The sequence below is a fragment of the Achromobacter sp. genome, assembly GCF_057314935.1.
Genome location: NZ_DBHKZA010000165.1, coordinates 1 through 4643, shown reverse-complemented (window position 1 = coordinate 4643; position 4643 = coordinate 1). Strand labels below are relative to the sequence as shown.

At 60.4% G+C, this 4643-nt stretch carries 5 protein-coding genes; 2 read left to right on the top strand and 3 right to left on the bottom strand.

The features are described from left to right. Window positions 1–85: 85 nt before the first annotated feature. The 3 genes from ACO6D5_RS29550 to msuE all read right to left on the bottom strand — a co-directional run bounded on the left by ACO6D5_RS29550 (window position 86) and on the right by msuE (window position 2893). Window positions 86–1114, bottom strand: a complete 1029-nt coding sequence (locus ACO6D5_RS29550) for a methionine synthase (protein WP_485827362.1) — start codon at window positions 1112–1114, stop codon at window positions 86–88. Window positions 1115–1142: 28 nt separating this feature from the next. Further along, window positions 1143–2126, bottom strand: coding sequence for a DUF1852 domain-containing protein (locus ACO6D5_RS29545; protein ID WP_485827363.1), 984 nt, complete (start codon window positions 2124–2126; stop codon window positions 1143–1145). A 185-nt stretch (window positions 2127–2311) separates the two neighbouring features. Continuing rightward, window positions 2312–2893, bottom strand: coding sequence for an FMN reductase (gene msuE / locus ACO6D5_RS29540; protein WP_485827361.1), 582 nt, complete (start codon window positions 2891–2893; stop codon window positions 2312–2314). 143 nt (window positions 2894–3036) lie between these two features. On the opposite strand from msuE, the gene ACO6D5_RS29535 reads away from it, so the two are divergent. Beyond that, window positions 3037–3960, top strand: a complete 924-nt coding sequence (locus ACO6D5_RS29535) for a LysR family transcriptional regulator (protein WP_485827360.1) — start codon at window positions 3037–3039, stop codon at window positions 3958–3960. A gap of 54 nt (window positions 3961–4014) precedes the next feature. Continuing rightward, a partial coding sequence (locus ACO6D5_RS29530; protein ID WP_485827359.1) for a methylenetetrahydrofolate reductase occupies window positions 4015–4643 on the top strand: 629 nt, incomplete at its 3' end.

Here is a 4643-nt window from a genome sequence, read left to right as displayed (position 1 = left end):
GGGGGGAAGGCTGAGATGGATGAAACCGTAGTCTGGTTTCTTATCGCTTTAACCTCTCGGCACCCCTCACCGCTTTCGCTCAGGATCAGCCGAGCAGTTCCTTGCGAACAATCTCCGCGCCTTCGCTCAGCGCCAGCAACTTGCCTTTAGCAATAGCCCGCGACAACGGCGCCATGCCGCAGTTCGTGCACGGATACAGCTTGTCGGCGTCCACAAACTGCAGCGCCTTCCTCAGCGTATTGGCCACTTCTTCCGGCGTTTCGACCTTGTCGCTGGCCACGTCGATAGCGCCGACCATCACCTTCTTGCCGCGAACCAGTTCAAGCAGATCGATCGGCACGTGCGAGTTGTGGCATTCCAGCGAGATGATGTCGATGTTGGATTGCTGCAGCTTCGGGAACGATTCTTCGTACTGACGCCATTCCGAGCCCAGGGTCTTCTTCCAGTCGGTGTTGGCCTTGATGCCGTAGCCGTAGCAGATGTGCACGGCGGTTTCGCACTTCAGGCCTTCGATGGCGCGTTCCAGGGTGGCGATGCCCCAGTCGTTGACTTCGTCGAAGAACACGTTGAAGGCCGGCTCGTCGAACTGGATGATGTCGACGCCGGCGGCTTCCAGTTCGCGGGCTTCCTGGTTCAGGATCTTGGCGAATTCCCAGGCCAGCTTTTCGCGGCTCTTGTAGTGGGCGTCGTACAGCGTGTCGATCATCGTCATGGGGCCGGGCAGGGCCCATTTGATGGGCTGCTTGGTCTGCTGGCGCAGGAACTTGGCATCTTCAACGAAAACCGGTTTCTGGCGACTCACGGCGCCCACGACGGTCGGCACGCTGGCGTCATAGCGGTCGCGAATCCGGACGGTTTCGCGCTTTTCGAAATCGACGCCATCCAGATGCTCGATGAACGTGGTGACGAAGTGCTGACGGGTTTGCTCGCCATCGCTGACGATATCGATGCCGGCATGTTGTTGTTCTTGCAGCGCCAGGCGCAAGGCGTCTTGCTTGCCCTCGACCAGCTCCTGGTCTTCCAATTTCCATGGCGACCACAGCTTTTCGGGCTGGGCAAGCCAGGAAGGCTTGGGCAGGCTGCCGGCGGTCGAGGTGGGCAGTAGTTTTTTCATGATCTGTAGTCTTGTATGTTTTGAGTGATTAGAGGGCGTAGTTGGCGGCCCAGCTTTCGAGCGTCTTTGCGTAAGGCTTGATGAAGTGCTCTTCCGTGAACTTCCCTTGCTTGACGGCCAGCTGGCTGCGTTCTTCGCGGTCATAGACAATCTGCGTCACCGAGTAATCCTGGTTCTTCAGGCTCGGTTGATAGAGCTTGCCTGCTGCGGAATTGGCGTTGTAGATCTCAGGGCGGTAGATCTTCTGGAACGTTTCCATCGTGCTGATGATGCTGATCAGCTCAAGATTGGTGTAGTGGCCAAGCAGATCGCCCTGGAAGTAAAAGGCCAAGGGCGCGGCACTACCCGGCGGCATGAAATAGCGGACCTGCAAGCCCATTTTTTCGAAGTACTGATCCGTCGGGGAAAATTCATTTTGCTGATATTCAACGCCCAAGATGGGGTGCTGGTTTTCAGTCCGGTGGTAGGTCTTGCTGCTCGACGCGCTGATGCAGATGACAGGCGGCTTGCTGAAGTGCGCTTTGTAGGTGCTTGAATTGACAAAGTGCTTGAACAGCTTGCCGTGCAATTCGCCGAAATTGTCGGGCGTGCTGAAGGTGGGTTTATTGTGGTTGTGTTCCGACAGCAGCACGCTGAAGTCGTAGTCGCGCACATAGGACGAGAAGTTGTTCCCGGTAATGCCCTCGATGCGCTCGTTGTTTTTCCGGTCGACGATATTGGTTTTCAATATCTCAATCAGCGGAAAAGCGTCACTGCCGCCTTCGGCGCCCAGGTGCATTTCAACGGAAATGATGTCGAGTTCGACCGCGTAGCGATCGCCCTTGGGGTTGTCCCAATGCGCCAAGTTGTTGAAACGCCGGTCAATCATCCGCAGGGTGTTGCGCAAATTCTCTTGGCGGCTCGTTCCCCTGGCCAGATTGGCGAAGTTCGTCGTGATGCGCGTACTGTCAGAGGGCTGATAGTTTTCATCAAAAGAAATGCTCTTGATGCGGAATGTGAAATCTTGGCTCATGGTGATTAGGTACGCTGAATTTGCGAAAAAATGCGGGGAATTGAATTGGGTATCGATTGGGGGCAAGGCGCGGGTCATGGCCCGCGAGCCGCATTACTGCGCTAGCCGCCCCGGCGATGCGTGGCGTCCGACTGCTGCCCGTTGGACGCTATCGCCCTTGAAACGGCAAGCGGATTGGCCTTGCTTCAGGCTGCGATCGCCTCTTCCGCGGCGGCAGATAGGGGCTGGCGCATCAATTCGACCAAGGGCAGTGCCCGTTCGACTGCCAGTCTGGCCCGCTCGATCAGGGCTGCGTCCTGCAGACGGTAGTCGGCGAAATCCTTGTCGGTCGCGTAGACGCCCAGCGGCAGCGTGCGTGCCTGGAAGAAGCTGAACAGCGGCCGCAATTGGTGGTCGATCATCAGGGCGTGGCGTTCGCTGCCGCCGTTGGCCGCCAGCAAGACGGGCTTGTCGATCAGGGCGTCCTGATGAATGAAGTCGAAGAAATGCTTGAACAGTCCCGTGTACGAGCCACGGTAGACCGGGGTTGTCACCACGAGGATGTCCGCTTGCTCGACCGCGACTAGTTCCCGCTCCACGGTGGCGGGCAGTTGTGAGCGCCAAACCGCGCCAGCCAATTGCGGCGCGAGCAGGCCCAGTTCGACCAGGTGGGACTCACACGGGACTTCATCGGCGATCAGGTCCAGCAGGTGCTCTGCCAGGGCGGCCGACTTGGAGGGGCGTTGCAGTCCGCCGGAAACGGCTACTAGACGGAGTGGACGTGTCATTTTTGCTTCACATGAATGGATCTACGCGGCGCCGCATCTGCTTTTGTGCAGTTGCAGCAACTGGCCGGAGTCGCATACTAGGTGAGGGGGGTGATGAAGTAAAATGGTTTTATTTCACGAATCCATGAGCGGAAATCATCTGAATGCTTGAGCGCATCCATCTCAGCATCGTCCAGCAGGTCGAAAAGCAAGGGTCGTTGACGGCCGCCGCGGGCGTACTGAACCTGACCCAGTCGGCCCTGAGCCACAGCATGAAGAAGCTGGAGCAGCAACTGGGCACCGACGTCTGGCTGCGCGAAGGTCGAAGCCTGCGCCTGACGCAGGCGGGCCAATACCTGCTGGCGGTGGCCAACCGCGTGCTGCCGCAACTGGATCTGGCCGAAGAGCGCCTGGGCCAGTTCGCGCAGGGCGAGCGCGGCGCGTTGCGCATCGGCATGGAATGCCACCCTTGCTACCAATGGCTGCTCAAGGTCGTTTCGCCCTACCTGGCGGCGTGGCCCGACGTGGATGTGGACGTCAAGCAGAAGTTCCAGTTTGGCGGGATCGGCGCGCTCTTCGGCTACGAGATCGACCTCTTGGTCACGCCCGACCCGCTGTTCAAGCCGGGCCTGAAGTTCGAGCCCGTGTTCGATTACGAACAGGTGCTGGTCGTGCCCAAGGGCCATGCCCTGGCAACGGCCGCGTACGTGAAGCCCCAGCAGTTGACGCAGGAAGTGCTCATCAGCTACCCCGTGGACATCGAGCGCCTGGACATCTACAACCAGTTCCTGTTGCCGGCCGGTGTGACGCCCAAGCGCCACAAAGCCATTGAAACCACCGACATCATGGTGCAAATGGTGGCCAGCGGACGCGGCGTGGCCGCCTTGCCGCGCTGGCTGGTCGAGGAGTACGCGGCCAGGATGGACGTGGTGCCTGTGCGGCTGGGTGCGCGCGGCATCGCGAAACAGATCTTCCTGGGCGCACGCGAGGCGGAAACCGCCATCGACTACGTGCGGGCCTTCATCGAACTGGCCCGCCAGCCGGCCGCTGGCGCCACCTGGGCCCCTGCGCAAGAAGTCACCCGCTGAATCCCACCGTTGAACGTAAACCGCTAGCCGAGCCGTTCGGCGTGCCTGTCATTGATGCCCTTGATTCATCCCAGTTCCCCCAAGTCGCCTGGCCACATCACCGATGCCTATTCATTGGAAGTCAGCGCGAAGGACATTCCAGCGCTGACCGCGGCGGCGCCGCGGATATTGCCGGGGTCGACCGTTTCCATTCCCTACCTGCCGGGCCAGGACGACAACTCGCGACTGGCTGCGGCGCGGGCCGTGCGCGCACTGGGCTTGGTACCCATGCCGCATCTCTCCGCGCGCCGTATCGCGTCGCTTGCCGAGCTGGATTCCTTCGTCACGCGCGCGGTCGCTGAAGCCGGCGTCGAGCGCTGCTTCGTAATCGCCGGAGATCCGTCGACGCCGCTGGGGCCGTTTGCCGACAGTTCCTCGCTGATCGAAACCGGCGTTTTCGAGCGCGCAGGCATCCAGGTTGTCGGCGTAGGCGGGCATCCGGAAGGCCATCCGGTCATGAGCGCGGCCGATCGGTGGGAGGTGCTTGAACGCAAGTGCGACAGCATCGGCAGACGCGGCATGACGCCCCTGATCGTCACGCAGTTTGGATTCGATGCCGACATCGTGCTGGCGTGGTTGACGACGCTACGCGAGCGGGGCATCGAACATCCCGTGCGCGTGGGCGTGCCGGGCCCCGCCGGTAT